General features: G+C 67.6%; 23 protein-coding genes and 1 pseudogene. 14 read left to right on the forward strand and 10 right to left on the reverse strand.

Annotated features, from left to right (window positions below; translation table 11 throughout):
• The first annotated feature begins 275 nt into the window (after positions 1-275).
• The 4 genes from NWFMUON74_RS10785 (at position 276) to NWFMUON74_RS10800 (ending at position 3472) form a co-directional block, all read left to right on the forward strand.
• Complete coding sequence (locus NWFMUON74_RS10785) at positions 276-1778, forward strand: MFS transporter (RefSeq protein WP_187687677.1); 1503 nt, start codon at positions 276-278, stop codon at positions 1776-1778.
• 129 nt (positions 1779-1907) lie between these two features.
• Positions 1908-2060 (forward strand): hypothetical protein, encoded by a 153-nt coding sequence (locus NWFMUON74_RS10790; RefSeq protein ID WP_187687678.1) that lies wholly within the window; start codon positions 1908-1910, stop codon positions 2058-2060.
• Positions 2061-2214: 154 nt separating this feature from the next.
• On the forward strand, positions 2215-2751 hold the full coding sequence (locus tag NWFMUON74_RS10795; protein ID WP_187687679.1) for a hypothetical protein: 537 nt from the start codon (positions 2215-2217) through the stop codon (positions 2749-2751).
• A gap of 22 nt (positions 2752-2773) precedes the next feature.
• Positions 2774-3472, forward strand: coding sequence for a LysR family substrate-binding domain-containing protein (locus NWFMUON74_RS10800; RefSeq protein ID WP_187687680.1), 699 nt, complete (start codon positions 2774-2776; stop codon positions 3470-3472).
• Here the strand turns inward: NWFMUON74_RS10800 and NWFMUON74_RS10805 are convergent.
• Positions 3469-3750, reverse strand: coding sequence for a DUF2631 domain-containing protein (locus NWFMUON74_RS10805; RefSeq protein ID WP_232110951.1), 282 nt, complete (start codon positions 3748-3750; stop codon positions 3469-3471). The genes NWFMUON74_RS10800 and NWFMUON74_RS10805 overlap by 4 nt on opposite strands.
• Positions 3751-3881: 131 nt before the next feature.
• Between NWFMUON74_RS10805 and dxr the strand changes: the two genes are divergently transcribed.
• The 3 genes from dxr (at position 3882) to cynS (ending at position 7083) form a co-directional block, all read left to right on the forward strand.
• Entirely contained in the window at positions 3882-5021 is a 1140-nt protein-coding gene (gene dxr, locus NWFMUON74_RS10810; RefSeq protein WP_269475329.1) for a 1-deoxy-D-xylulose-5-phosphate reductoisomerase, read from the forward strand.
• Positions 5022-5042: 21 nt separating this feature from the next.
• Complete coding sequence (locus NWFMUON74_RS10815; protein ID WP_187687683.1) at positions 5043-6263, forward strand: M50 family metallopeptidase; 1221 nt, start codon at positions 5043-5045, stop codon at positions 6261-6263.
• 379 nt (positions 6264-6642) lie between these two features.
• Positions 6643-7083, forward strand: a complete 441-nt coding sequence (cynS, locus tag NWFMUON74_RS10820) for a cyanase (RefSeq protein WP_425300507.1) — start codon at positions 6643-6645, stop codon at positions 7081-7083.
• 1 nt (position 7084) lies between these two features.
• Here cynS and nfi read toward each other — a convergent pair whose 3' ends face one another.
• From nfi to NWFMUON74_RS10835, 3 genes are read right to left on the reverse strand one after another with little or no spacing between them, the layout of a single operon-like run.
• Positions 7085-7816: a deoxyribonuclease V gene (gene nfi / locus NWFMUON74_RS10825; RefSeq protein WP_187687685.1), complete on the reverse strand. Its 732-nt coding sequence runs from the start codon at positions 7814-7816 to the stop codon at positions 7085-7087.
• A 30-nt stretch (positions 7817-7846) separates the two neighbouring features.
• Positions 7847-9244: an ADP-ribosylglycohydrolase family protein gene (locus tag NWFMUON74_RS10830; protein WP_187687686.1), complete on the reverse strand. Its 1398-nt coding sequence runs from the start codon at positions 9242-9244 to the stop codon at positions 7847-7849.
• Positions 9241-10035 carry a hypothetical protein gene (locus tag NWFMUON74_RS10835; protein ID WP_187687687.1) on the reverse strand — a complete coding sequence of 265 codons (795 nt, stop codon included), beginning with the start codon at positions 10033-10035 and terminating at the stop codon, positions 9241-9243. Before NWFMUON74_RS10835 ends, NWFMUON74_RS10830 begins: the two co-directional genes overlap by 4 nt.
• Positions 10036-11251: 1216 nt before the next feature.
• On the opposite strand from NWFMUON74_RS10835, the gene NWFMUON74_RS36540 reads away from it, so the two are divergent.
• Both NWFMUON74_RS36540 and NWFMUON74_RS10840 read left to right on the forward strand, forming a co-directional pair.
• Positions 11252-11377, forward strand: a complete 126-nt coding sequence (locus NWFMUON74_RS36540; RefSeq protein WP_269475330.1) for a hypothetical protein — start codon at positions 11252-11254, stop codon at positions 11375-11377.
• Positions 11378-12192: 815 nt separating this feature from the next.
• Positions 12193-12525, forward strand: coding sequence for a hypothetical protein (locus NWFMUON74_RS10840; RefSeq protein WP_187687688.1), 333 nt, complete (start codon positions 12193-12195; stop codon positions 12523-12525).
• Between the two features lie 686 nt (positions 12526-13211).
• Here the strand turns inward: NWFMUON74_RS10840 and NWFMUON74_RS10845 are convergent.
• Entirely contained in the window at positions 13212-13445 is a 234-nt protein-coding gene (locus tag NWFMUON74_RS10845) for a hypothetical protein (RefSeq protein ID WP_187687689.1), read from the reverse strand.
• A gap of 145 nt (positions 13446-13590) precedes the next feature.
• Here NWFMUON74_RS10845 and NWFMUON74_RS10850 point away from each other — a divergent pair, with 145 nt between their 5' ends.
• Both NWFMUON74_RS10850 and NWFMUON74_RS10855 read left to right on the forward strand, forming a co-directional pair.
• Complete coding sequence (locus NWFMUON74_RS10850) at positions 13591-14073, forward strand: hypothetical protein (protein ID WP_187687690.1); 483 nt, start codon at positions 13591-13593, stop codon at positions 14071-14073.
• Positions 14074-15213: 1140 nt separating this feature from the next.
• Positions 15214-15618, forward strand: a complete 405-nt coding sequence (locus NWFMUON74_RS10855) for a hypothetical protein (RefSeq protein WP_187687691.1) — start codon at positions 15214-15216, stop codon at positions 15616-15618.
• Here the strand turns inward: NWFMUON74_RS10855 and NWFMUON74_RS37010 are convergent.
• The 3 genes and pseudogenes from NWFMUON74_RS37010 to NWFMUON74_RS10870 form a co-directional block, all read right to left on the reverse strand.
• Positions 15619-16008 (reverse strand): annotated as a pseudogene (locus tag NWFMUON74_RS37010) (WXG100-like domain-containing protein); the annotation flags it as partial.
• A 3-nt stretch (positions 16009-16011) separates the two neighbouring features.
• Positions 16012-16314 (reverse strand): WXG100 family type VII secretion target, encoded by a 303-nt coding sequence (locus NWFMUON74_RS10865; protein WP_187687693.1) that lies wholly within the window; start codon positions 16312-16314, stop codon positions 16012-16014.
• Positions 16315-16411: 97 nt separating this feature from the next.
• Entirely contained in the window at positions 16412-16921 is a 510-nt protein-coding gene (locus NWFMUON74_RS10870; RefSeq protein WP_187687694.1) for a YbaB/EbfC family nucleoid-associated protein, read from the reverse strand.
• Positions 16922-17372: 451 nt separating this feature from the next.
• Here NWFMUON74_RS10870 and ispG point away from each other — a divergent pair, with 451 nt between their 5' ends.
• The 3 genes from ispG to NWFMUON74_RS10885 all read left to right on the forward strand — a co-directional run bounded on the left by ispG (position 17373) and on the right by NWFMUON74_RS10885 (position 21362).
• Entirely contained in the window at positions 17373-18503 is a 1131-nt protein-coding gene (ispG, locus tag NWFMUON74_RS10875; protein ID WP_425343089.1) for a flavodoxin-dependent (E)-4-hydroxy-3-methylbut-2-enyl-diphosphate synthase, read from the forward strand.
• 89 nt (positions 18504-18592) lie between these two features.
• Positions 18593-19456, forward strand: coding sequence for a GNAT family N-acetyltransferase (locus tag NWFMUON74_RS10880; protein ID WP_187689069.1), 864 nt, complete (start codon positions 18593-18595; stop codon positions 19454-19456).
• A 73-nt stretch (positions 19457-19529) separates the two neighbouring features.
• Positions 19530-21362 (forward strand): penicillin-binding transpeptidase domain-containing protein, encoded by a 1833-nt coding sequence (locus tag NWFMUON74_RS10885; RefSeq protein ID WP_187687696.1) that lies wholly within the window; start codon positions 19530-19532, stop codon positions 21360-21362.
• A gap of 153 nt (positions 21363-21515) precedes the next feature.
• Here the strand turns inward: NWFMUON74_RS10885 and NWFMUON74_RS10890 are convergent, their stop codons facing one another.
• Positions 21516-21668 (reverse strand): hypothetical protein, encoded by a 153-nt coding sequence (locus tag NWFMUON74_RS10890; protein ID WP_187687697.1) that lies wholly within the window; start codon positions 21666-21668, stop codon positions 21516-21518.
• Between the two features lie 175 nt (positions 21669-21843).
• Positions 21844-22356, reverse strand: a complete 513-nt coding sequence (locus tag NWFMUON74_RS10895; RefSeq protein WP_187687698.1) for a peroxynitrite isomerase — start codon at positions 22354-22356, stop codon at positions 21844-21846.
• Positions 22357-22539 lie beyond the last annotated feature (183 nt).

Consider the following 22539-nt stretch of genomic DNA (forward strand, 5'->3'; position numbering starts at 1 on the left):
GCGTACAGCGGGTGGTCGGCGGCTTGGGCTGCTGTCGACCACCGTGTCCTCGGGGGCACCCGGGGACGGGGGAGAGTTTACGGCTGCGGGACCGTGCGGGAAGGTGGTTCCGGACGGGAGCAATTGATCTGTTATCTCCAACCGAACGGTTCGGTTCGGGGTCGGCGTGTGAAGATGCATCGATCCACGACACGCCGCGGTGCCATCTCCGGTTTCCGGCAACAGCTGGGCAATATGTCGGCGATTGCCATTCGGAGGAAGGGGACGGTGTGGCGATGGTCGACACTCCGGTGCCGCAAGTGTGGCCGCGGCGGGTGGCGCGGCGGCGGGATCGGCGGCGGTTCGCGTTGGGTGCGGTTGCGGTGCTGTCGAGTCTGGCGAGTGTGGACGCGGCCGTGCACGCGGTGGCGATGCCGCAGGTGACACGGGAATTCGAGATGGGTTCGGGGACTGCGGCTCCGGCCTCCTGGATCGGTAGTGCGGTGACGGTGGCGTTGCTGCTGGGGTCGGGGGTGCTCGCCGACCGTACCGGGCGGCGGGCGCTGTTGCTCGCGGGTGGGATCGGCATCGTGATCGGTTGTCTGATCAGTACTTTCGCTGCCGACGAATGGATCTTCCTCGGCGGTCGTGTGGTGACCGGGATGGCGACCGCGGCGGTCGTGGTGACGGCATTGTCGGTGTTGCCGCGTTTGTTCTTCGCGTCCGAATTGCCTGCGGTGGTGGGGATGTGGCTGGCCGTGCAGTCGGCGGCGGTGCTGGCCGGTGGGCTGGGTGGTGGTGTGCTGGTGACAGTGATCGGCTGGCGGACAGGGTATTTGCTGACCGCCGGGTTGGCGGTGGGCGTACTGGGGCTCGGATGGTTGGTGGTGCCCGCCGCGGAGCCTGCCGGGGATCGGCGCGCCGACATCGTTGGTGCGCTGCTGGCAGGGTCGGCACCCGCCATGCTGTTCATCGGCATCGGGCGTGCGGTCGAGAACGGCTGGCGCAGTCCGCTAGTGGCCGGTTCGGTAGCCGCGGCCGCCGGGCTGGCGGTGATGTTCGTGTGGTGGGAACGCCGTCGGGCCGACCCGGCACTGCCTGTGCGGCTGATGCGCTCGACGCCGTTCGCCGCGGCCTGCGTGGCGGGCCTCGCGAGTGAGGTCGCGGCGGCCGTGTATCTGTTGCCTATCGTCGCGCTCCTGAGCAGTCCGGCCGAACCGGCGCTGACCGCGCTGGTGCTCGCCGTTCCGATGTTTCTCGGCATGATCATCGGCGCGGTGCTGTCCGGATCCGCGCGGCAGCAACTGGTGCCGCTGCGAGCGCTGCTCGTCTCCGGCCTGCTGTGCTGCGCGTGCGGTGCGACTCTGGGCGCGGGTGTGGATGTGCGGGACGAATCCTGGCTGTACGCGACGGCGGGGACGGTCGTCGGATTCGGCGTGATGTGGACGCGCGCGCCGCAGACGTCGGTGATCATCGCGGCTGTTTCACCGCAACACGCTGGGTCTGCCGCCGCGGTACAGGCCACGGCCCTGCGGATCGGTTCGGTGCTCGGCCCCGCGGCGCTGGGACCGATCGTGGTGCTGTTCGGTGGTGGCGGCACGGCCGCGTTCTTCCACGGATTTCCCGCGGCGCTGCGGGTGACGGCTGTGGTGCTCGCTGCCGCGGCCGCCGCCATCGGCATCGGCATGTACAACCATCGAGCGCGCACGACGGCCGAGGCGGCTACCTATTGCCGCTACCGCGCCCGACCGAGCCGCCGAGTGCGCCGAGGCTCGGCAGCCCTGCGATACGCGACGTAATGCGTTGTGCCGTCGGGCAACCCGCCGCGGACGAACCTACGTCGGCTCCACGGCAGGATCGACTCCGGCTGGCCCGGAATGACGTACTCCACCCGCACCGAATCGGGAGAATGCACGAATTCCTGTGTCGTGACCGTCAATTCGACGTGTCCCGGCCCCGACAGAGTCCGCGCGGAGTTGCACCACGACCCGACCGGTTTCACGGTGATGTCGCCGCGCGCCCCGGTGTCGATGTTGTGCCAGGACACGTACGCGGTGGTGGCGCACGTGCCGATGCCCTGAAACGCGCTGGTCCAGATGGATCGAGGACACGAGTCCTGGTCCACGTTCCCACGGATCGTGCCGTAGCAGAGGCCCGCTTCCGTGGCGGAGGTTTCGAGGACGGGATCTGCCTCGATTCGCTGTGAGATCTACGTCACAGCAATAACATCTTCCTATGTCAGCCCTGCGGAACGGATCAATGGCGATCGAGGGCCGGGTCGAGCGCATTCAGGCAGGCGCGCCCAAGGTGACCTTTCGCGCCGGAACGGGACAGATATTGGCGGCCGCCGTGCGCGCGGCCGATCGCGAACGGTACCGGATCGACTATCCCGAGCGTCCCGAGGTGTGGGTGGAACCGAAGGATTCCTCGTCCACCTCGATATACCGTGCGGACGGAGCGGTCGTCGGCACCATTCTGCGCGCGGCGTCGGCCACCGCGGTCACCGCGACAGGCGGCACCCTGTTCCATTTCGTCCGAGATCCGGGCATGCTACGCACCCCCGAACGTGCGCGCCTGCTGGTGCTCGACCGGTCCGGCGGCGAACTCGGTTGCCTGGACATCGGATACACCGGGCCTCGCCCCGACCGGATCGCCGTCCGCGGGCTGCTCCTGCGGGACCGGGTCGAGCAGGACATGCTGCTCGGCGCCTGCGTGGACATGACGCTCGGCCTGCGAAACTACGGCGGCGGGCGGGAACAGGGCTCCCCATGACCCACCCGATACCCTTACCGGAATGAGCGAATTCGCCCCCGATGCGCTGCGCGTGGGTTACGTCCCCGGCGTGATCGTGGCCAAGTGGGCGCGCCGGTGGAGCGAGCGATTCCCGGACAGTCCGATGGACCTGATCGGCGTACCGCAGGCCGAGCAGGACGCGGCGCTGCGTGACGGCCGCGTCGACATGTGTTTCGTGCGCCTGCCGATCGACCGTGACGGCATGCACGCCATTCCCCTCTACCGCGAACTGCCGGTCGTCGTCGTGCCCAAGGACCATCCGATTTCGCTGTTCGACGAGGTGACCGAGGCGGACCTGGCCGACGAGCGGATGCAGGACGCCGGTGACATCGACGAGCTGGCGGGCACGGTCGAACTCGTCGCGGCGGTCGGCGGCGCCGCCGTCATGCCGCAGTCGCTGGCCCGGCTGCATCACCGGCGCGACCTCGTCTTCCGCACCGTCACCGACCTGCCGGGCACCGAGGTAGCCCTGGCGTGGCCGGTCGAGCGGACCACCGAGACCGTCGAGGAATTCATCGGGATCGTGCGCGGCCGCACCGAGCGCAGTTCCCGATCACCCTCGGGTCGTGCGAAAGACGTTGCGGCCGAACGCGACACACCGCGGCGGAAGGAGCCGGGCAAACGAACGTCCGGCGGTCGGGGGACCGCCGGACGCGGAAATCCGGGACGCGGCAGGCCGACCCGCCGCCGGGGGCGTTAGCGCGGCTTGTTCTTCAGGAACGAATCGCGGATCAGCACGCCCGCGAGCGCGACGGCGAAACCGATGAGAAACAGGTAGCCGATGTTGCCGGTGCCCGACGAACTGCCCTGCGGACCCTCGAACAGCATGCCCAGCAGGATCACCACGACCACCCAGCCGGCGGCGCGGAAGGTGCGCCGCGACTCGCCGCTCCAGCCCCACGCCGCGGAGGGAACCTCGGCGGGATCGACCTTGGTGACGACGGTGCTCTTGGCGGGCTCCAGTTCCGTGGCGGCCACGTTCGCTCCCATCCGTTCCAGTTCGTTGCACAACCAGTGCGCACTCTCGTCACTATGTTGGCATACGACTGCCCGTCGTAGCCAGCGGGGTGAGCGGGTGTCGGCGGCGGCTGATCGGGAACAATGGAAGGGTGTCCGACATCGTGAGAGTCCTGCTGCTCGGTAGCACCGGTTCCATTGGCACACAGGCGCTGGAGGTGATGGCCGCCGACCCGGAGCGGTTCCAGGTGGTCGGTCTGGCCGCTCGCGGCGGCAACACCGAGCTGCTGGCCGAACAGATCCGGGCCACGGGCACCGGCAACGTCGCCGTCGCGGATCCGGTCGCGGCCGCGAAACTCGGTGTCGCGCTTGCGGGTCCGGACGCGGTGACCGAACTGGTCCGCCGCACGGAGGCGGACGTGGTGCTCAACGCGCTGGTGGGCGCGCTGGGTTTGGAGCCGACGCTGGCGACCCTGGAGTCCGGCAAGCGGCTCGCGCTGGCGAACAAGGAATCCCTGGTAGCGGGCGGTTCGCTGGTGACCCGTGCGGCCGCGCCCGGCCAGATCGTGCCGGTGGATTCGGAGCATTCGGCGATGGCCCAGTGCCTGCGCAGCGGCCGCGAGAGCGAGGTGGACCGACTGGTGCTTACCGCCTCCGGGGGACCGTTCCGCGGCTGGACCACCGAAATGCTCGAATCGGTGCGCCCGGAGGAGGCGAAGGCGCACCCCACCTGGTCGATGGGCCTGATGAACACCCTGAACTCGGCGACGCTGGTGAACAAGGGCCTGGAGCTGATCGAGGCGCACATGCTCTTCGGCATCGACTACGACAGGATCGACGTGAGCGTGCACCCGCAGTCGATCGTGCACTCGATGGCGACGTTCACCGACGGTTCCACCATCGCCCAGGCCAGCCCGCCTGACATGAGACTGCCCATCTCGCTGGCGCTGGGCTGGCCGGACCGGGTGCCGGGGGTACTCGCTCCGCTCGACTTCGGCAAGGCCTTCACCTGGGAATTCGAACCGGTGGACAATGTCGTGTTCCCCGCCGTGGAGCTGGCGCGGCAGGCCGGAAAGGCCGGCGGTAGTGTGACGGCGGTCTACAACGCGGCCAACGAGATCGCGGTGCAGGCGTTCCTCGACGGGCAGATTCGTTTCCCCGACATCGTGGGTACGGTGGCGCAGGTGGTCGAGTCGGCCGATCAGTGGAGCGCGGAACCGGCTACCTTGGACGAGGTGCTCGCGGCCGACGCGTGGGCTCGGCAGCGTGCGCGCAAGCACGTGGGTAATTGACGCAGGAGGGTTCGATACCGCATGGGGTTCGCGATCGGGTTCGTGCTGTTCGCCCTCGGTATCACGGTATCGGTGGCCCTGCACGAATGTGGCCATATGTGGACGGCGCAGGCCACGGGCATGAAGGTGCGCCGCTATTTCGTGGGGTTCGGGCCGAAGATCTTTTCCTTCCGCCGGGGTGATACCGAATACGGTCTGAAGGCATTGCCGCTGGGCGGTTTCTGCGATATCGCGGGCATGACCGCTCTCGACGAGCTGGAACCGGAGGATGTGGACCGGGCCATGTACCGGCAGGCCACGTGGAAGCGGTTGCTGGTGATGTCCGGCGGCATCCTGATGAACTTCTTCCTCGGCTTCCTGCTGATCGTGTTGCTGGCGGTGGCGTGGGGGCTGCCGCGCCTGGACGCTCCGCCGGAGACGCAGATCATTCCGGCCGGATGTGTGGCGCCGCAGAATCCGGACGGCAGCGCGGCGCCGTGCACTGGCGAGGGTCCCGCGCAGGTGGCCGGTCTGCGGCGCGGCGATTTGGTGAAGGCCATCAACGGTGTGCCGGTGAAAAGCTGGAACGATTTCCGCAAGATCACCGAAACCCAGTCCGGCCCGATCCTCTACACGGTCGAACGGGACGGGCAAAAGCTCGACATCTCGGTCATGCCGGAGCGCGTGGCCACGTATCCGCTGAAGCCGGATTCGGACGAGCGCGTGACCGAGCCGGTATACGTCAGCAAGGTCGGAGTAGGCCAGGATTTCTATCCGCCGACGAAATACGGTCTGCTGCCCGCGATTCCGGCCTCGATTTCCTTCACGGGGGAGATGTTCGCCAAGACGTTCCAGTCGCTGGCGCAGATGCCGACCAAGGTGGTGAACCTGTGGCACGCGGTCACCGGAGGTGAGCGAGACGCGGACACTCCGGTCAGCGTGTACGGCGCCAGCAAGATCGGCGGCGAAACCGCCGAGCGCGGGCTCTGGGGCGTATTCGTACTGGTGCTGGCGAGCCTGAACTTCTTCCTCGGGGCCTTCAACATTCTGCCGCTGCTGCCGCTGGATGGCGGGCATATCGCGGTGGTGCTGTATGAGAAGGTGCGCAATGTCCTGCGCGGGCGCAAGGGTCTGCCGCCGGGCGCTCCGGTGTACTATATGAAGCTGCTACCGGCCACCTATGTAGTCGTTGTCATCGGAGGTGCCTACATGATCCTCACCCTCGTAGCCGATATCGTGAACCCTATTAAACTGTTTCCTTAGGAGTTTCCTTTCTCGCGGTATGCCGATAAGGCCGCCGAGGTAGCCGTTGGTAAGCGCGATAAATTCGTGTCGATAGGTCGCGAAGCGGTATTTCCGCTGTCCGGAGCGGACGGTGATCGAATGCTCGGACGGCACCAGCCCGAGATGGGGCTTCACCTGATGGACAGGCCCGAGGCGGCATTATCGCCGAACGGGTGGCTGGTTGTGCTCGCTCGGCTGTCGGATTTGGTCGTTCGGGCTGCCAGATCGTTTTATCCCGGTGTCGCGACCAGGGCGGTCTTGCAGGTCGCGATTCGATGCTGCAAGCCAAGAATTTAACCTGGTGGGAATGTTCGGGCGGTAGCGTCCTTCGGGTTCGCAGATGTGAGGAGGCGTGATGGTGTCGAAGAAGGACGCGGGGTTGGCTGTGGTGGCGGCTAAACAGCGGCTCGGGGTTTCGTGGGCGCAGTTGGCCGAGGCTATCGGGAAGGCGCCGGCGTGGACGGTCGCCGCACTGCTCGGGCAGCATCCTGTGCCCGCGGAGGCTGCGAAAACCGTTGCGGCGATGCTCGATCTGAATGGCGAGACGGAACTGGCGTTGCAGGCGCAGCCCACGCGTGGCGCCCTGGAGACCGCGGTGCCTACCGATCCCACGATCTACCGGTTCTATGAGGTCCTGCAGGTGTACGGGCCGGCGATCAAGGAACTGATTCACGAGGAATTCGGTGACGGCATCATGAGCGCCATCAATTTCCGGATGGACGTCAAGCGTGTGGAGGATCCGGCCGGGGATCGGGTCGTGGTGACGCTGGACGGGAAGTTCCTGCCGTATCAGTGGTGAATCAGTTCTCCCCGGCCGCGATATCGCGCAGCAGAGTCCGGCAGAGGTGGTCGGCGCGGCGAGTGGTTTCCGGCTGGCGGTGGTTCGGGCTCAGGGCGAGAACTTGCGCGCAGGCCGTGTCGATGCTGATCCGGTGGCCCACCGAGACGTAAACCGGTTTGACGTCCCTCTGGGTGCGTAGTGCCCTGCCGACGATTTCCCCGTCCAGCGTGATGTCGCTGACCGAGCCGCGTTCGGCCGCTGGTTCTTCGCACTCGCCCAGCACGTTCTTGGCGACGCCGATGGTCGGCAGGCCCGTGATCAATCCGAGGTGACAGGCCAGTCCGAAACGGCGCGGATGCGCGATGCCCTGCCCATCGCACACCAGGAGATCCGGTGTGGTGCCGAGTTTTTCCAGCGCGGCGAGAGTGGTGGGCAGTTCACGGAAGGCGAGCAGACCCGGGACGTAGGGGAAGGTGACTTCGCCTCGAGCCGTGGCGGTGTCGACGGGTTCGAGGGTGTCGGCATCGAGGACGACCACGGCCGCGACGACCTGCCCCGCGTCGTCGTAGGCCGAGTCGAGTCCGGCGACGGTGCGGAAGTTCGGCGGACGGGGATCGGTCGTATCGACCGATGTTCGCAGCCTTTCCTGCATCTCGATAGCCGATTCAGGGCTGGTCGGCAGCTCTACCGGGCTTCCGACACCGATCCGGATCGCCTGTGGGGGAGTATGTTTCGAGACGGGAGCCGTCATGGGACGTTCATACCAGCTGTGCGATCGAGTTCAGGTGGGCGGGTAGCGGCGGAGCCATTCCGCGTCGGTGAGGACGTCGCGGAGTTCGGTGGCGAGGTCCTGGGCGAAGGCGTCGAGGGTGCCGACCGAGGCGACCGGTTCGCGAAGAGCCTTGGGTACAGCCTGAATTCCGTACTCGGCGCCGATGAGCATTCCCGCCACGGCCGCGACTTGGGGGCGGTGGGTGGCGTAATTCAACGCCAGGAGCAGTGCCTCGCGTATGTAGTCGCTGACCATGGCGGAGTAGAGGGCGATGCCGAGTGCTTCGACACCGTCGGCGCCGCCGTTGGGGAAGTGGCGGCGGAGGCTGCTGGGCTGGGTGGGGACCCACTCGTCGCGGACCAGCGAAACCACGGTATCTATTGCCGCGAGGGTCTTTTCATGTCCCGATCGTTTGCTCGCCTGGCTGTAGCCAGCGGCGAGGCAGTCCATGAACGGATGGTCGCGGAGCTGCTGGTGCAGGATCACGGCCAGGGCAGCCGCGGGGAGGTAGTCGTCGGGGTGTGGGTGGGTGAGGGCGGCGATGGCGACGGCGAGATCGAAGGTCTCCGACAGATCCTCCGACCATACTGCGGCGAGGGCGGCACGAACCAGGACATCGGCGCCTCGGGCTTCGCTGCGCGGGTCGGCGGGAGTCGAGATGGTGCCGGTGGAGGCGAATCCAAGTAGAGCGTCGAGGACCGCGGCGTCCGGGTCTCGGTTGGAGACAAAATTGGTGTCGTGCCCGGCAAGTCCGTCGGGGTAATCGTGATCGCCGGCGTCACGCGCATAAATGCCGCCATAAATGCGCCATTCGCCGACGGCGCTCACCGACCGCTTCATGTAATAGAGCCAGCGTTGCAATGCGTGCTGCACGGTTGACACCGGGTCGACCGGCTGCCCGATACGTCTACCGGCGAGTGCGCGTATCAATCCCTCCGCGGAGTATCCCATCAACTGGGTGATCCAGGTCGATGGCATGAACGATGCTGGAAGAAAGTCGACGAACTTCTCCTGCGCGCGTATCGGTGCCCCCGCATCCCAGGGAAATGAGGTCAAACCGAAATGGTCTCGCGCATAAGCGAAACCATCACCGATACCGGCGCCGACCATAGCCCCTCTCAGGCGCTCGGCTCCTGTCGGTATCGGCAGCCGCCGCGTACCCCCGGGGAAGCTGCCGCTCACTTCGTCCGATCGCGCACTGTAGTCCAGTTCGGCCTCTACGGGAGCCTCGACGTCGACGTAATGTTGGTTGTAGTCGCTATTTTCGACCGTCCGGGTTTCCGGCCGGAACTCCGCGCGATCTCGCCACCGCCTGGCCCAGTCGTCGTGCCAGTGCCCGACCTTGATGCTGCGTCTGTTGCTTTCCGCATTAGGCCAGCCTCTCGGGGCGATTCGGTGGTCTCTCAATGTTGCTCCTGTTCGAGAATCATTTCGGCATCCCAGGCGATATGCTCGCCGGGCTCCATGAAAACTGATTTGCCGGGCCATGTATGCTGCCTCGATTGTCCGGGAATGGCGTCGGCAGGTCGGCCGAGTTGTGAAATCTCTTGTGGTGTAGGGAAGTTGGGCGATCCTACGTGGAAGCGGTTGAGGATCTCTTGTCCCTGGCTGATGGTGGAGTTGAGATCCGTGAGTTGGTTCTCGAGGTGTGATCGTTCTGGCCCCGGGGGAAGGGGACTCAGTTGCCGCTGCAGAAGCTCAGCTCTGTGTATCGCCTTTTCGATCTCGTTTTCCAGTCGTGGGCGAATTTGGTCGACGGCTTGGTGGTGGTCGGCGAATGTGAAACCCTGTCGTGCCCATGCGTAGCTTCCGACGTCGATATTGGCCAGCAGAACGACGTTGTGCACCCCCGACTCTCGGTACCAGCCGAACATGACACGGTTGAACTCGGTGGCGAACCCTTGCCCCTGCACGCTGCGGATCAACTCGAGGTCCTGGTGGATGACGCTTATACGCCCGTTATTCTCGAGTGTGAAGATGCGTGTGACAGATCCGACCCATTTTCCGTCTGCGTCATATATTTCCGCCATCATTTTCAAGTCGTACGTCGGCAAAGCATGAAATGGGGACAAACCGCCGATGACGTGCTCGACTCGGACGCGAAGCCCACTGTATTCGCCATCGATCGCTTGTCGGAGCAACGGTAGCCACCGGTCCGGGTCGGCCTGTTGATGATTCGGCGGGAACAGATCTCGCAACCTCGGCCGGGGCTCGTCCGGTCGAGTCGGCGAATCGTCGTTAGTGTCAGTGGGCGGCGGCGGGGGGGCCGTCCGGTCGGAACTCGGCCCCTCGTGAGGAGGCCGAGAGCCGCGCTCTACCGGATCGTGTTCCGGCGTGCGTGAATCGGCGGGCTCCGTCGACTGGCGTTCCGGGCGCCAAGCGCTATCCGGCCTGCGCGGCGGCTCCGTCCCGGGCTCGGGCCGCCAGTGCTCCGCACCGGGCTGCCGCGCGGGATGGTCAGGCGGCAAGTTCGGATGCCTACCGTCCCAACCGCGTCCATGGTCCGTTGTCGGCGGACGGTTGCCGACCGGATGCGGCACCTGAGGGTGAGTGGTGGTTTCGCGTGGCGGGGTTCCCGAGTGATTCGTCGGTGGCCGTTGTACGGGAATGTGATTCGGCTCGCCGCGGTAGTCGGGGCGCCCGCGGCTCTCCGGCGGGGACATTGGACGGGTCGGCTGATTGTGGGCGGCGGAATGCGGCGGGCGGGGGTCGGTCGGACGGGACGGGGTTGCCGAGTGGGGTGGGGCGGTGCTGCGGTCGTTGTACGGGGTGCGGTTCGACGGGTGTGGCGGTCGGGTGGCGGGGTCGTGGGGCCGGGCTGCGGGCGGCATCGGCGGTCGTGACGAGGGGCCGTAAGGCTGCGCCGGATGCGGCGGGCGGGAGGGGTCGTTCGGCGGGCGTGTGTGTGCCGGCGGTGTGCCGGTTGCGCTCGGTTGCCCTGGGTGACGCGGCGTTCCGGCATGCGGTGGTGTCGCGCCGGGAATGTTTGGCCGCGCCTGCGGTATCGGTGTCGTCGGTGCTGATTCGAGACCGGGCCGGGACCTCTGGGCCGGCGGTATGCCGGCTGCGTCCGGCCGCGCCGGATGAGGTGGGAGTCCGGCGCGTGGTGGTGTGCTGGGGTTGGTTGGTGTCGTGGGGTGTGGTGGGAGACCCGCGCGCGGCGGGGTGTGGGCGTGGGGTGGTGCGCCATAGGGTGGCGTGCCTGGGTTGTGGGGCGGTGCTGAGTGTGGTGGGAGTCCGGCACGTGGTTGCGTGCCGGGGCCGTTCGGTGATGTGTCAGGCGGCAGGCCGGCGGTGGGCCGGGGCGTGTGTGGTGGTGGGACGGGACGCGCGGGCGGGTTCGATTCCGGGGCGCGGGTGAGGTTTTCGCCGGGGCTCGGGTGTGGTTGTGGGTAAGGACGGCCGGGAGCGGGCGTGGCTCGGCCCGGGTTCCCGGCGCCGGGCGCGGGATGTCTTGTGGTGGGGCTGTTCTCGGGGGTCGCCGCAGGTCCGCTGGTGGGCTGCGGCCACCAGTCCGGCAGCCGGGTGGCGTCGGCGTGATGGTTGGGGTTCTGATGCGCCCAGCGTGGCCGTTCGGGCGTTTGTCCCTGGTCTGGGTACGGACCGGTCGGCTGGGCGGGTGGTGGCGTCGATGCCGGGGAGCGGGGCGGAATGTCCGAGCGTGTCGGTTGTCCGGGAGGCGCATTCGTTGGGCCCGGCTCCGGGCGGACATCGTCGGGATGCGGATCGGGGCCGACAGGTGGCGGAGTGGTGTCGGGGCGGCGGAGGTCGGGGCCCACAGGTGTCGGTTGGAAAGGTGTGCTGCCCGGCGTGGGTGTGTTTACCGGAGCTGCGTCTCCCACGGTCGGAGTCGCGTTACCCGGGATCGGTGTGGAGTGTGTGTCGGGTGCGAGGTCCGGGTTCGGGTTCCGGAACGTGTCCGTCCCGTGGCCGCTCGGGTCGCGCGGCGGCTGGTGGGCGGTTTGTCCGGCGGCTGGATTGTCTGGGCTCAGCGGATGCCCGGTATCTGTGTCGAGAATCAGCTCCCCGTTCCAGAGGATCGATTCGCCAGGCTCCATGAATATCTTTTTGCCCGGCCACGTTTGGTTCCTCGCCTCTTCGGGACTGAGATCGGCCGGTCGACCGAGTTGTGAAATTTCCTTCGGCGTAGGGAAGTTGGGCGAGCCTACCTCGAAGCGGTCGAGGATCTCCCGTCCCTGGCTTATCATAGAGTCGAGATCATCGAGTTGCCTCTCGAGAGGTGATCGCTCCTGTCCTGGAGAAAGTGAATTCAGCTGCTGCCGCAGCGCTTCTGCCCTCTGGACCGCCCTATCGATCTGGTCCTCGAGTCGAGGGCGAATCTGGTCCATAGCTACGTGCTGGTCGGCGAACGTGAAACCATGCCGCGCCCATGCATAGCTTCCGACGTCGATATTGGCCAACAGAGTAACTTTGTGCACTCCCGACTTGCGATACCAGTCGAACATGGCACGGTTGAATTCGGTGGCGAACCCTCGACCCTGAACGTCTTCCTCCACTTTGAGGAAGTCGTGATTGGCGGTTATGCGCCCGTCTCCGTCGATTGCGAAATCGCGGCTGAACTCCCCGACCAGCCTTCTGTACCCGAACCTATCGGGGAGGCTAAATATTTTCCCCTTCACACTGAATTCGTTGGGGATACAGGTGACCTTGTCGACCTCGACGCGTAGCCCTCCGTATTCACCATCGATCGCCTGCCGGAGCAGCGGCAGCAACCGGTTCGGATCGGCCGGACGACCATTGGATGGGAACATGTCCCGCAGACTCGGCCGGGGCTCGTCCGGTCGAGCCGGCGAATCGGCGTCAGCCGGAGAGCGGGGCGGCCTGTCCGGGTGGATCGGTTGTTCGGGAGGCGTGTGTGTACGTTCCGGCCCGGTACGGACGTCGTCGGGACGCGAATCGGGGCGGACAGGCGGTGCAGCGGTGTCGGCGTGGTGGGGGGCGGGACCCACGGGTATCGGGTGGGAAGGCGTGGTGCCCGGTGCGGGTGTATTTGCCGGAGGTGCGTCTCCCACTGGGCGAGAGGTGTTTTCCGCCGCGCGTGTGTGGTACGAGTCGGACTCGATGTTGAGGCTTGTGTACCGAGGTGTGTTGTCTGCGTGGGTATCGCCTGGGTCGGCGGTTTCGTCGTGGTTGGGTGTCTGTCGCTCTGGGGAGTGTGTAGGAGGGTCCAGATTGAGGCTCCACTCCGGGGGAGTCTCCCGCCCCTGGTCGCTCGGCGCCGACCGGTCGTGGGTGGAGTCGGGGCTGGCGGCGGTCTGTTCGGGTGCCTCGATCGGGGGCAGGTCGAGGGTGAAGTCGGTGGGTTCCGGAGCCCGTGCGGGTCGGTGTGGAGGGAGGTCCAGGCTGGAGCTCTCTAGGCCTGGATCAGACCCCTGGTCGGCCAGGTTCCTTCCTTGCGGAACCGGTGGAAGATGTGGCCCGCCGTCTCCATGGGTAGGCCGTCCCCCTTGTTGTCCGGGTCCCGGATCTGACGTGTCTGCTTGTCGATGATCAGGCGGCGGTCCAGATTCTTCTCCGTCGCCCCGAAGAGGTACTCCACCTCGTTCTGGTCGTCCCGAATCTGGTTGTAGAACACCATCAGTGCCATTCTGGTCCTTTCGTGGCGTGTCGTAGCTTTCGCCGGTGCGGGCGGGTACGTCGGCTTGCCAATTGAACGACTCGTTCGCCCTGTAGTGCGCTTCTGCTGCGGAGGCGCCCGGGTTCTCACGCAAGTATCGGGCCTCAGCGAGTTCGTGCTCGAGAAGGACGATGTCCTGTGGCAGCGGCTCTCCGGCCCGCAGTCGGATCCAGGCCTCCGCGATGGAACGCGAGGGGACGAACCGCCCTCGCCTGAGACCACCGTTCTGCTGATCGTTGAGCAGATGCTCGTCGCGCATGAGATGGTTCTTGATCTGCTCGATCTCGGCGCGGTCGAAACCGGTGCTGCCGTCCCGTCGGGGCTGATCGGCGAGATTGTGCGCGATGTCCGCGATGTCGCTGTCGTCGGCTCGGAAGTGCTCGTAGGCGGCCTCGGCCCACTCCACGTCATGAGACGGATCGCGGGGGCCGATCGCGCCGCCGGTCTGCACGAGTTCGCGGTCCGCGTCCTGGGTCGGAGCGTCGAAATGGTCGGCGAACTGTTCCGGCCGTTCGTTCCGCGACGAGGTTGGCTGCTGCGTGGCATCGGCGCGCGACGGGGTCGCCGGGCGAGCCGGCGGCGTGGCCGGACGTGGTGATGTCGGTCGCGCGGCGTCGGGTGTGGCGTTCGGCCGAGCCGGTGATTCCGGTCGACCGGGTTCCGGTCGGTGGGTGGTGTCGGGGCGGGTGCTTGTGCCGGGCAGCGTTGGGGGAGCGGCGGTTTCGGCGCGGGATGGTGTCGGGGTGGTAGGGGTGTCCGTGGCCGGGGTGTGAGGTGATGTAGCGGGGCGCTGGGTGGTGTCGGGGGTGTTCGTGGTGTGCGGGGAGAAGCCCGACATGGATGGCGTGCTGGTTGCGGGAGTTGTTGTGCTGGAAGAGGTTTGGGTGGCCGGCGGGTTGGTGTCGGCAGTTGGAGGTGCGGGGGCCGCGTGCTCCGGGGCTGGGCGGGTGTCGCCGGTGTCGGGCGGCGTGTCGACGGCCTTCGGTTCCGTGGGGTGCGGGCCCGGTGGGGTGGGGTCGGCGCTGTCGTGCGGGCTGGGCTGCGGCGGGACGGAAGTATCGGAATCGGGTGTGCTCGTGCCGTTTTCGTGTAGTGCCGGGGTTGGATTTCCGCTGTCCTGGGTGGCGGGGGGAGGGTTGTGGGAATCCGTGGGGCCGACGCCGGTGTCGGGCGCGAGGGTGTCCGGCGAAGCCGGGACGTTCGGATTCGGAGGTGTGGTGGGAGTTCCGATGTCAGTGTTACCGGGGGCGGTGCCGGGGTCGTTTGCGGCCGGATTCTGGGAGTGCGAATAGCTGGTGTCGGGAGAGACGCCGGTGTCGGAAAGTGCCGGAGTGTCGGTGGTTTTCGGTGGTGGAGTGGGGCTTGCGGTATCGGCGGGGGTGGGGCTGGACGGGCTGCTCTCGCCGGGCTCGTCTTTGCTGGTGGTCGAGCCGGGGTCGTGTGCCGCGGAGCTCGTGGTGGCCGCGCCGGGATCGTTCGTGCCGGAACTGGGGTTGCTCGCTGCGGGATCGTTCGTGCCGGGACTCGGGTTGCTCGCTGCGGGGTCGTTCGTTCCAGCGCCGGAGTCGTTACCGGCTGGGGGTTTTTCTCCGCTGTTGTGTTCTCCGGAGGTGCTGACTCCGTTGAGGTGGCCGTGCGGGCCCGCGCTGGCTGCGGTGGTTGCGACGGAGGTGGACACGCCGGAGGTGAGGCTCTCCAGGCCGATCTCGAACTTGCCGCCGAACGGGACGGTGGCGGCTTGGCCCGCGACATCTCCGGCGACGCCCCCGACGCTGTCGGCGGCTGCCACGGCGCCGAGGCGGCCGAGTTTGCTGTCGATGTTCATCACATTGTTCAGCGCGCCCCCGCTGCCCAGGCCGCCGCCGACCGCGCCACCGACTGTTCCGGCGAAGGAGACCAGGCCGAGCGATTGCCAGTCCTTGCCGGTCATCCCATCGCGGTCGCCCCGGGCCATTTGCAGCAGGAGGCCGCTGAGGTGAGAGCCGCCCTCTTCCGCGAGACCTGCGAGTGCGCCTATCGCAGCCGCGCGCGCGATGGCCCGGGACAGGATGCGCTGGATCAGGCCGCGCACGAGCGACCGGATCGCCAGCTGGGTCGCCACCCGGGCGGCGACTCCTGCGGCGGCGCCGATCCCGGTCCATGATGTCGCGAGTGCGACGGCGAGTTCGGCGGCCAGGATGATCATCGCCGCGATGATCGTGAACTTGGTGTGCTCGATGTCGAGAGCGCCCTTGTCGAGGGTGTCAGCCTGGAATTTGCACCGGTCGATCAGTTCCTGTATCGCGCCCTGGTCGCCGCCGATGGAGGACCACATGGTGGCGACCGTGTCGTGGGCCTGACCCGACGACAGCGCAGTCAGGACGTCGCGCACGATGGCGTCGGAGTCCTCGTCGATCGTGCCGAGTGTCTCGGCGAGGCCGTCCCAGGAATCGGCGAGGCGCCGCATCGCGGTCTCGTCGCCCTCCGGCCAATCTCCGGCGCCGACTACGTATTTCGCGACCCATTGCAGTGAATCAGGGATTTCGAGACCCATGGTTCAGACCGCGAGTCCGCCGGCGTTGGCGCCGTCCTGACCGGCCAGCAGGTCAGCGGATTGCGCCATGTTCTCGCCGATCCGGGTCAAGAGCGAGGACAGGCCGTCCACCGACTGCACCAGTTCGTCGATCCCGACGTAGTTCGTCTCGAAGGCTTTGCCCACCTCGTCATCGCCCCAGCATCGCCCCTCGGCAGTGATCGATTCCTGCAGCAGGGTCAGTGCATTCTTCACCCGCGTGCCGACATCGGTGAAGCGGGGCTGCGTGGCGCGCAGGGCCGCTGGGTCGACGCGCAACGGGTCCACAGCGGCTCCTTCGGGTAGTCGGGTGCTTCATCAAGGTTGGACGGGGACGAACCCGTTTCGGTTCCAGCGAATATCCGGCAGCGTTCCTCCCGCGGCGTCAGCGCCGGTCGTCGAGGTAGGAGCGGTTGCGGTAATAGTCGTCTTCCTCTTCCTCGTCCAGCGGCGGCGGCGCCTGGGCATCCGGGGTCGGCTCCGGCAGCAGTGACCTGACCAGATCCTTGATGCTCGGGGCGCCCGGGACGATGTCGGAAAGATCGGGGAGCTCGCCCGCCAACTCCTCGATGGGCGCGACGGCCTGCTGTGACTGCTCGGTCGCGGCGCGGGCGGCGGCCTGCGCGGCCTCGGCCATCGAGCGGCCCAGTTTCTCCGGTGTAGAGCGCTTGAACGCCTCGGGCACCAGATGCACCTCGAGTGGTACCCCCGACACGTTGCTGACCACTCGCACCAGATTGTCCGACGACCAGGCCTCCCCGGTGGTCGACGCCAGCCGGGAGTGCAGGTCGGCCAGTTCGCGGCGCTGTTGCTCGTAGGTCTCGAGCATCGAGTCCACCTGGATGCGCAACTCCTCGTTGCGGGCGCGCATCGCTTCCCGCTCGCTATCGGTCATGCCACCTCCCCAATTCGGTTCCCCCTATAGACCCGACGCAACGGGGCGGCGGTCGGTTCCCTCTTCTGTCCGATTCCATCACCGGGCGGACATCACAGGCAAGTGCAACGGCGCCGCGGCACGCCGGAGCGGCACGTCATATCACCGGTGAAGTGGTCCTGAACAGGTCAGACACGCCCGGGAGCGGCCGATCGGTCAACTTTCTCCGCGCCGATCCCCGGATCGCGACGAATACCCGATGGACAACGACGTTTCTCACGAGCGGTCGTTGTAGGTGCTCTCACAGCGTCCGTTACGGCGACACCACTAGACTCGGCCCCGACACGGTGAGCACACACGAAAGTAGGCAACTGAACGTGAGCCAGCGCAGCGAGCGAATCGACGACGCAGCGCGACAGCCTGCGCCGACAGTGAGCGAGGCACGGCCGTGAGCGGAGCCGTCGCATTGGGTATGCCGTCCGCGCCCGCGGCGGTTCTCGCACCCCGCCGCCAGACCCGCCAGCTACAGGTGGGCAAGGTCGGGGTCGGCAGCGATTTCCCGGTGTCGGTGCAGTCGATGACGACCACCAAGACCCACGACGTGAATTCGACCCTGCAGCAGATCGCGGAGCTGACCGCCTCCGGCTGCGACATCGTGCGGGTGGCCTGCCCGCGCCAGGAGGACGCCGACGCGCTGTCCGCGATCACCAAGAAGTCCCCCATCCCGGTGATCGCCGACATCCATTTCCAGCCGCGCTACATCTTCGCCGCGATCGACGCGGGTTGTGCGGCGGTCCGGGTGAACCCGGGCAACATCAAGGAATTCGACGGCCGGGTCAAGGAGGTCGCGAAGGCGGCCGGCGCCGCGGGCATCCCGATCCGCATCGGCGTCAACGCGGGCTCGCTGGACAAGCGGATGCTCGAGAAGTACGGCAAGGCGACGCCGGAGGCGCTGGTGGAGTCGGCGCTGTGGGAGGCGAGCCTGTTCGAGGAGCACGGCTTCGGCGACATCAAGATCTCGGTGAAGCACAATGACCCGGTGATCATGGTGGAGGCCTACCGGCAGCTGGCCGCGCGCTGCGACTACCCGCTGCACCTGGGCGTCACCGAGGCCGGTCCGGCGTTCCAGGGCACCATCAAGTCGGCGACGGCGTTCGGCGCGCTGCTGAGCCAGGGCATCGGTGACACCATCCGGGTCTCGCTGTCGGCGCCGCCGGTCGAGGAGGTGAAGGTCGGCAACCAGATCCTGCAGTCGCTGAACCTGCGCCCCCGCAAGCTGGAGATCGTCTCGTGCCCGTCCTGTGGCCGCGCCCAGGTCGATGTGTACACCCTGGCCAACGAGGTCACCGCGGGTCTGGAGGGCATGGAGGTCCCGCTGCGGGTGGCCGTCATGGGCTGCGTGGTCAACGGTCCGGGCGAGGCGCGCGAGGCCGATTTGGGCGTCGCCTCGGGCAACGGCAAGGGCCAGATCTTCGTCAAGGGCGAGGTGATCAAGACCGTGCCCGAGCATCAGATCGTGGAGACGCTGATCGAGGAGGCGATGCGCATCGCCGAGTCGATGGGCGAGTCCGGCACGGGCGAGCCGGTGGTCACCGTCGGATAGTCCCGGTGCGGGCGTGAGAACGTGTGCGGTACATCGCTCCCGATGACCAAACAGCAGCGTGTTCGCGAGGTTCGTGGCAGGCTGTGAACGTGCGGAGTGTGCTGGAGCCGAGCCGCCGGACGAGGTCCTCCGGTGCCCGCCAGCTCGCGAATCGCGATCTGGCACTGGTGCAACAAGTACTGGACACCGACCCGGTGGCCAGCTGTATGGTCGCCGCGCGACTGCAGGAGTACGGCCTGGACACCCGGGGTGGACAGGGCGAGCTGTGGAGTCGCGGCGGCCCCGCCGAGTCGCTGTGCTTCTCCGGCGCGAACCTCGTGCCGTTGCGCGGCGGGCCGGATGATCTGCGCGCTTTCGCCGAGCGGGCGGCGCGCTGGCCGCGGTTGTGCTCGTCGGTGGTGGGCCGGCAGGAGTTGGCGCTGCCGCTGTGGGAGATGCTGGCCGACCGCTGGGGCCCGGCCCGTGACCTGCGGGCCGACCAGCCACTGCTCGCGCTCGACGGCCCCGCCTACGCCGTGGCCGATCCGCGCGTGCGCCGGGTGCGGGCCGACGAACTGGACCGCTATCTGGTCGCCGCGATCGCCATGTTCACCGAGGAGATCGGCGTCGATCCCCGCGCCGGGGACGGCGGCCGCAGTTACCGCCGCCGGGTGGCGAGCCTGATCCAGGCGGGCCGGGCCTGGGCCCGGTTCGAGGACGGCGTGGTCGTCTACAAGGCCGAGGTCGGTGCGGTATCGCGGCGTACCGGGCAGATCCAGGGCGTCTGGGTGCACCCGGAGTGGCGTGGCCGGGGCCTCGGCACCTCGGGCACCGCGGCGGTGGCCAACGCGGTGGTCGCCTCGGGTCGTACCGCGAGCCTGTATGTCAACTGCTACAACGAGGTCGCCCGGCGCGCGTACGCGAAGGTCGGATTCCGCCAGGTCGCCACGTTCGCAACGGTTCTCGTCGACTGAGGCCGGAAATCGCGGGCGCGCCCGCGTCGTGTCGTCCCGGTCGCGGGAGGCCGGCTGGCTACCATCGCTGTCGATGTCGACACCCGAAAGACGTTGTGTGGGGCGCGGCCTCGCGCCGCGAAGACGTACGGCCGCGCTGCTGTCGGCCGCCGCGCTCGCGCTGGCGGTGAGCGGCTGCGGTTCCGGCTCCCAGGGCCCGGTGGCCGTGGCCGACGACTTCCTGGCAGCGGTCGCCCGGCACGATGTGGCAGGTGCCGGGAAGCTCACCAACCAGCCCGACAAGGCAAGCGCCGCACTGGCTTCGGCATGGGACAGGCTGCAGGCCGAGGAAGTGACCGCGCACACCGGCGACGCCCGCGTCACCGGTGACACCGCCACCGTCGACTACACCTACCGCTGGCGGTTGCCGAAGAACCGGATCTGGACCTATACCGGACAGCTGCAGATGGGCCGCAGCGACGGCCGCTGGCAGGTGCGCTGGACGGCATCGGACATTCACCCCAAACTCGGCGACACCCAGACCATGGAGCTGCGCGCGACGCCCGCGCCGCGCGCCCGCGTCAACGAACGCTCCGGCAGCGATGTGCTGATTCCCGGTACGGTGCACCCGATTTCATTCACCGCGAGTGCCGCGCCGGACCCTGGTTACGTGGCCGCGGCCCTCGCCGAGGCCCTGCATCCCTTCGACGAAACCCTCACCGCGGACTCGGTCCGTACCGCCGCGGGCAAGAGCTCCGGCCCGTACACCGTTGCCGCCCTGACCGATTGGGAGTTCGAGCAGATACGCGACGACCTGCTCGGACTGCCCGGCGTGCGCTTCGGCGAGCAGGCGGACCTGGTCGCCGTCGACCGACATTTCGCCCCGGACCTGATGACGCAGATCCGCAAGACGGTCGCCGACGAGGTCGACGGCAAGGCGGGCTGGTCCGTGGTCACCATGAACGCCAACGGCGCCGACGTCGACGTGCTGCACGAGGTGGACCCGCAGCCCGCGCCGTCGTTCTCGCTGAGCATCGACCGCAATGTGCAGAACGCCGCGCAGCGGGCCGTCGATGTGCGGACCGAGCAGGCCATGATGGTGGTGTTGCAGCCTTCTACGGGCGCTGTACTGGCGGTGGCTCAGAATCGGGCGGCCGATGCCGACGGCCCGGTCGCCACGTCGGGGCTGTATCCGCCGGGTTCCACCTTCAAGACGGTGACGGCGGCCGCGGCGATGGCGGCGGGCACCGCGACTCCGGAGACGGTGGTGCCGTGCCCGAGCCGGATCGTGATCGGCGAGCGCACCATCCCGAACTACGAGCTGTTCACCATCGGCGACGTGCCGATGGCGACCGCGTACGAGCGGTCCTGCAACACCGCGTTCGCCAAGATCGCCAGCGAACTGTCCCCGGACGCGCTGACCGACGCGGCGGCCCGGCTCGGGATCGGCCCGGATTACACCGTGGTCGGGCTGCCGACGGTGTCCGGTTCGGTGCCTCCGGCGCGGGAGCAGGTGCAGCGCACCGAGAACGGCATCGGCCAGGGCAAGGTGGTGGCGAGCCCGTTCGGGATGGCGCTGGTCGCCGCGACCGTCGCGCACGGCTCGGCGCCGACGCCCTATCTGATCGCGGGCTACCGGACCGAGGTGAACGGCGACCGCCCGGCGTTGTCGCCGAAGGTGGCCGAGGGCTTGCGCATGATGATGCGCAAGGTGGTGACCGGAGGCACGGCCGAGCGGATCGCCGATCAGGGCGAGGTGTACGGCAAGACCGGTGAGGCGGAGGTCGAGGGCGGCTCGCATTCGTGGTTCATCGGCTACCGCGGCGATCTGGCCTTCGCGACTCTGCTGGTGCGCGGCGGTAGTTCGGACAATGCGGTCGCTGTCACCCGCGACATGCTGGCCGCTCTGCCGCCGGGTACCGCATAGCATTCGGGTTCACAAAAGAATTGTGTTGCAATCTCATTCGTACGGAACGTTTCCCGGGGACCTGGGAAAACTTCTGGCAAACGACGACGACCGGATGCCCGGCTGGGTGCGGCATCCGGTCGTCCGGTCGCAAGGAACGTGTTCGGCCGTGATTTATGGCGAGTGCACCTCCATTCCGCTCGTGGCCGTCGAGGCGGCGTTCTCGACGGGGGCGGCTCCGGCCGAGGCGTCCCCGAGCAGTTCCACGGCACCGGTACCGGCGAGGAGCATGCCCGCGGTGATGAGGGTGAGCGTCGAACGCTTCATGGTCTTCTCCCTTGTGGGTGAGCGAGATCCAATGGGCTCGAACTATCGGTCGCCGGCTTTGGCCGACTGGACCGACCGTAGAACGCGAGCAATCTCCTAGACAACCCCTCGATGCGCAATAGCACAGATCGCGGAAATCGCGCTGCAGGTCACGCGCGTGTCGGTAACCTTTTTGTTATTCGGCCCGGCGCAGACTGGCGGCGAGATGATGCTGTTTCGGCTGCCCGGCGGCGGCCATCCGCAAGGTGTAATCGATGGTGTCGCCCGACAATCGGATCGATCGGCCGAGCGCGGTGACCAGCTTGGCGGTGGTGGTGCGCCCGATGTGGGTCGAGTCCAGTTCCAGCCGCAGGCCGCCGTCGGCGACGTCGACGCTGCCCTCGCAGATCTCGGTGATCCCGGTCGGGTGGGCGAGGATCAGCTCGATGCGGTCCGGTCCGGCGCAGCGCAGGTAGCCGGTCTCGGCGTGCAGCGAACGACCGTCCTCGGCGTGCCGGGTCCGCTGCCGGTAAGTGAGGAACGGGCGGCCGACGTGACCGAAGTGGATCTCCTCGTGGTAATCGAACGCCTCGATCGTCGGATACTCCCCGTGGCCGGAGCCGCGCCAGACGCCCAGCAGCGGGGCGAGGTGGGCGATATCGGGATGAGGCGCGACGGCGGGCTGGGGTTCGAGCACGGCGGTCAGCATAGTGGCCGCGGGCCGCGGTGGCGCGCGGACGGCGCACCGGTTCGGCACGAATGCCCGTGACCCCGCTTGACGCCTCGCATCGGCACGCTGCTCAACCGCGCGAACACGGGTCGCGCCGGCCGGACACGCCGTGCCGGACCGGTGCCGTCGAACGATGTCCGCGTTTCGCGCCGTATGTCTGGT

Origin of the sequence: Nocardia wallacei (assembly GCF_014466955.1) — a bacterium.
Lineage (GTDB): Bacteria > Actinomycetota > Actinomycetes > Mycobacteriales > Mycobacteriaceae > Nocardia > Nocardia wallacei.

Bases quoted from the DNA above. Each gene is read 5' to 3' on its own strand.
- NWFMUON74_RS10785 (WP_187687677.1), top strand. From the start codon at position 276: ATGGTCGACACTCCGGTGCCGCAAGTGTGGCCGCGGCGGGTGGCGCGG.
- NWFMUON74_RS10795 (WP_187687679.1), top strand. From the start codon at position 2,215: ATGTCAGCCCTGCGGAACGGATCAATGGCGATCGAGGGCCGGGTCGAG.
- NWFMUON74_RS10800 (WP_187687680.1), top strand. From the start codon at position 2,774: ATGAGCGAATTCGCCCCCGATGCGCTGCGCGTGGGTTACGTCCCCGGC.
- NWFMUON74_RS10815 (WP_187687683.1), top strand. From the start codon at position 5,043: ATGGGGTTCGCGATCGGGTTCGTGCTGTTCGCCCTCGGTATCACGGTA.
- nfi (WP_187687685.1), bottom strand. From the start codon at position 7,816: ATGACGGCTCCCGTCTCGAAACATACTCCCCCACAGGCGATCCGGATC.
- NWFMUON74_RS10845 (WP_187687689.1), bottom strand. From the start codon at position 13,445: ATGGCACTGATGGTGTTCTACAACCAGATTCGGGACGACCAGAACGAG.
- NWFMUON74_RS10870 (WP_187687694.1), bottom strand. From the start codon at position 16,921: ATGACCGATAGCGAGCGGGAAGCGATGCGCGCCCGCAACGAGGAGTTG.
- ispG (WP_425343089.1), top strand. From the start codon at position 17,373: ATGCCGTCCGCGCCCGCGGCGGTTCTCGCACCCCGCCGCCAGACCCGC.
- NWFMUON74_RS10885 (WP_187687696.1), top strand. From the start codon at position 19,530: ATGTCGACACCCGAAAGACGTTGTGTGGGGCGCGGCCTCGCGCCGCGA.
- NWFMUON74_RS10890 (WP_187687697.1), bottom strand. From the start codon at position 21,668: ATGAAGCGTTCGACGCTCACCCTCATCACCGCGGGCATGCTCCTCGCC.
- NWFMUON74_RS10895 (WP_187687698.1), bottom strand. From the start codon at position 22,356: ATGCTGACCGCCGTGCTCGAACCCCAGCCCGCCGTCGCGCCTCATCCC.